General features: G+C 59.2%; 5 protein-coding genes. All 5 read right to left on the reverse strand.

Translation table 11 applies throughout. The annotated features are described in order from the left end of the window. On the reverse strand, positions 1-187 hold a 187-nt coding region (locus VIM98_RS12760), incomplete at its 3' end, for a hypothetical protein (RefSeq protein ID WP_331993490.1). An 84-nt stretch (positions 188-271) separates the two neighbouring features. Next, the gene (locus tag VIM98_RS12765; protein WP_331993491.1) at positions 272-619 is read right to left on the reverse strand and encodes a YraN family protein; all 348 of its coding nucleotides are present in this window, start codon (positions 617-619) and stop codon (positions 272-274) included. 134 nt (positions 620-753) lie between these two features. Next, positions 754-1,470: a helix-turn-helix transcriptional regulator gene (locus VIM98_RS12770; RefSeq protein WP_331993492.1), complete on the reverse strand. Its 717-nt coding sequence runs from the start codon at positions 1,468-1,470 to the stop codon at positions 754-756. 4 nt (positions 1,471-1,474) lie between these two features. Next, positions 1,475-1,903: a cupin domain-containing protein gene (locus VIM98_RS12775; protein ID WP_331993493.1), complete on the reverse strand. Its 429-nt coding sequence runs from the start codon at positions 1,901-1,903 to the stop codon at positions 1,475-1,477. Between the two features lie 138 nt (positions 1,904-2,041). Further along, positions 2,042-3,278: XVIPCD domain-containing protein (locus tag VIM98_RS12780; RefSeq protein ID WP_331993494.1), on the reverse strand; the 1,237-nt coding region annotated here is incomplete at its 5' end.

A 3,278-nucleotide genomic window follows, 5' to 3' on the forward strand; every position in this document is an offset into this window, starting at 1 on the left:
ATGCTTGCCCTTCCGCTTGCCGGTTGACGATATCCAGGCCGTCCAGGGGCGGCTGCAGCAGGTTTTCGCCTTCCAGTTGTGCCGCCATGGCGACCGCACACGTCATCGCGGACAATGCGAGGGCGACATGCGGCAAGGCGATCCGTAAAGGCTGACGATGCGGTGCTGCGCTGGTCGGGTTGGCCATGATGGGAGATCCGCTGCGTTACCGAAGCGTGATACAAGACGCCGTCCGAATCCAGGCCTGGGGCGCCCCACCCATCGCGGGCAATCACTCGGCATCGAACGCGGCGCGCAACCAAGATACTTCCGCCGGGCCATCGTAGCTGACCACATCGAAGCGGCAAGACAGGCGAGCGTGCCGTGGGTGGGCGGCAAGCCAATAGCGCGCTGCGAGGATCAGTTTTTTTCGTTTGCTGGCGGTAATCGATTCGGCGGCGCTGCCGCCGTGCTGCGATCCACGGAAGCGCACTTCGACAAAGACCACGATATCGCGATCGAGCATGACCAGATCCAGCTCGCCATAGCGGGTATGGTAGTTGCGATCCAGTACTGTCAATCCCTCGCGTTGCAAGGCGGTGCAGGCTTGCTCCTCGTAAGTATTGCCGATGCTGCGCATGATGTAGTCGGTTCATGAATGGCGGTACTGCTATTAATCTGTTGGCTACATGCCAATGTCGAGTTGGTCGGATTGAGTCTGCGTGTCGTCACAGCGGCCTTGCTCGTGCAAGGAAACGCCGTGCCAGGCCATCGCTATCCCAGTACGACGGAAAGTTGGCGCTTGAATATGCGCTCCGGGATAAAGCTCAGGTAGCCAGCTTGGATGGCTCGATCGACAAGCTCTTTACGCGAGCCTGCGACAAACTTATCGCGAAGACGCGCGATATGTTGTTCCACCGTGCGTGGAGATAATCCGACAAGGGATGCAATGTCCTTGCAGGATTTGCCTCGAATCAGAAAGAACAAGATTTCCCCTTCGCGGTCAGCCAGGCTGATCGCGCCGCGCCGGTGACCGACGATAAACGAATGCTGGCCGATCGGATCGCTCTTATCCATGCCGGCATGGATATGCCCCAGCATGGAGCCGAGCTCGAAGAAACGTGTCGAGGTGATATCGATCCCTTGAAACAGAGTGCCGACGATGCGATTGTCTTCGACCAGCGGCGTCTTTGAAAAAAGATACGCCCGCCATTCGCCTCCAGCGAAAGGATGAATGTCCAGGATTCGCAGCGGCCTGGCGTTGTCCATGACGTCGCGATCCTGCGCACGGAAAAGGTCGGCGCAAGCGGCGGTTTCGCAAGGCATGTCGTAATCGGTGCGGCCGATAAGATCGAGGTGGTGATCCACGCCGATCGCCTCGGCGTACGCTGCGTTGCCATACATGAAGACCGAGTTTTCATCCTTGCAGCCACATAACCCTGGCATGCGGTCGAGCGTCTGGCGTAGCAACTCACCTGCTTGGCGCGGCATGAATTCAGCTCGCCTTATGCGCGGCCACGACCACTCGGTCTGCGGTCAAATGGTCTGGCGAACAGGCAAACAGCAAGACAAGCGGTGTCGTGCCCGTGTTTTCCAGTTGATGCACTGTCTGCGGTGCAATGGAAAACGTGGCGGCGGCCTCGACCCGCTGCGAGTGCCTCGCTGCAGGCGATTCGTCAGCCGGCCACGTATGGATCAGTCCGGCACCTGCAAGGACGAAATAAATCTCATCGCCATGCCGATGATAGTGCGGCGCAATGGTCTGTGCCGGCGCAAGCTCGGCAACGTGCCAAGACCAGCCGCTGGTCTCCAGTACCTTGGCAATGGGAATGCCGACGGTCGAATCCTTGACTGCTTGATCGTGTAACAACTGCAAGGCGTTGACGATTCGCAGCCTGTTGTCCGACTCATCCGTGATGGTCATGTGCATGATTCCCTGTCGCTCCATTCCTACTACGATGCCATAGACGTGAATCAAACGGTACCGTGGAAATCACGATACTTATTCATTATGTTTTGTGTTACGTATTCGTCTGCGTGCACTAATCGCGTTGTCCTTCAGTCAGCGACTTATTCCCGGTCCATTTTGCCGCTGCATTTGCTCTGGTGCCTCCACCATGCTTCGCGTTTGAGCTTGCGTTTCCATAAACTGTTGCATCGCTTGCGGCCACATGGCGCTGGTATGTTCTATCGGCGTGTTCGCCGCAGCAGTAGGCACATGAGTGCGTTTATCAAAGAGGCGATCCTGTCGCCCCGGTGGGGTTTCAACGGCCCACATGCGGTGGCGATCTTCCGAAAGGGTCACTCGATCGATGCGCTGCAATCCGTCGTTGCGAGCTTGCACCGTCAGGGCGGCTGCAATGTTGTCGGTATGGCGATCGGGCGTACGGCCTAGCTGGCGATCCAGTTGGCTTACTTGTTCACGTACATTCCGAAAGAAAGCATGATCCGGGTGGCCTCGATCATCCAGGCGCGGCGGTTGTGGTGCTGCCTCCGTCTGGGCTTGCGTGATACTCGTCGTGTTGGCAGCTTGCTGGATGGCGAGTGCGGCATCGCGTGTCGCATTCAGTTCGGCGCTCACTCGCGGCTCCGCAAGCTGGCTGCCGAAGAGTTTGCCCGGGCGCGACCATTGGCCGTCCGCCGCAAGCTCATAGGTTCGGCCATCCGATGCGAGGGCTTCGCGCATCGATGCATCCCAGGCCTTGGTAATCGCTTCCGGCATCGCGCCATGCCTTGCCCAACCCTGTTGCACATAGGCCTCCCGGTAACGTTCGGCGATGCCCAGCGATGAGTCGGCGATGTTGCGCTGTATGGTTTGCGCCGCGACCCGATCCAACTGCGACGAGCGATCTGTGTTGGCAATTTCAATGTGAGTACTGGCCAAGCCGTGTTCGAGCAGGCGATCCGTTACCTGCCGAGCCCACTGCTGTGTATGCGGGTCACGTCGCCATGGCGCCTCGCGCAAGCTGGGCGTGTCGCCAGAAGCGGCAGGTTGCGTGTATGGATCGTGCGGGATCGCCGGGTGTGCCAATGCAAGCTCGGCGGAGGTATTGCTTGCCTGATAGGTCAGCCGGCTTGCCAGTTCCGGGTCGGCAGCGACGCGCTGGCCCTGCGGCGTGCCGGGTAACGGCGGTATGTCGCGCACCCATCCTTGTTCTGGGTGTTTGGGGTCGAGGCGCCAGGTCAGTCCTTGTGGGTCTTGCTGGTGATGGATGCGGTATCGATCGTAAGCGTCGGCCAGTTTGTCGCCAGCGATATAACCTGCGACACCGCCGATCGCGCCCGTAATGAACAGGCCA

Origin of the sequence: Dyella sp. (genome assembly GCF_036568765.1) — a bacterium.
In the GTDB taxonomy this organism is placed as follows: domain Bacteria; phylum Pseudomonadota; class Gammaproteobacteria; order Xanthomonadales; family Rhodanobacteraceae; genus GSA-30.

What these genes read in the sequence shown, in the direction of transcription:
- VIM98_RS12765 (WP_331993491.1), bottom strand. Translation starts at nt 619, where the DNA reads ATGCGCAGCATCGGCAATACTTACGAGGAGCAAGCCTGCACCGCCTTG.
- VIM98_RS12770 (WP_331993492.1), bottom strand. Translation starts at nt 1,470, where the DNA reads ATGCCGCGCCAAGCAGGTGAGTTGCTACGCCAGACGCTCGACCGCATG.
- VIM98_RS12775 (WP_331993493.1), bottom strand. Translation starts at nt 1,903, where the DNA reads ATGACCATCACGGATGAGTCGGACAACAGGCTGCGAATCGTCAACGCC.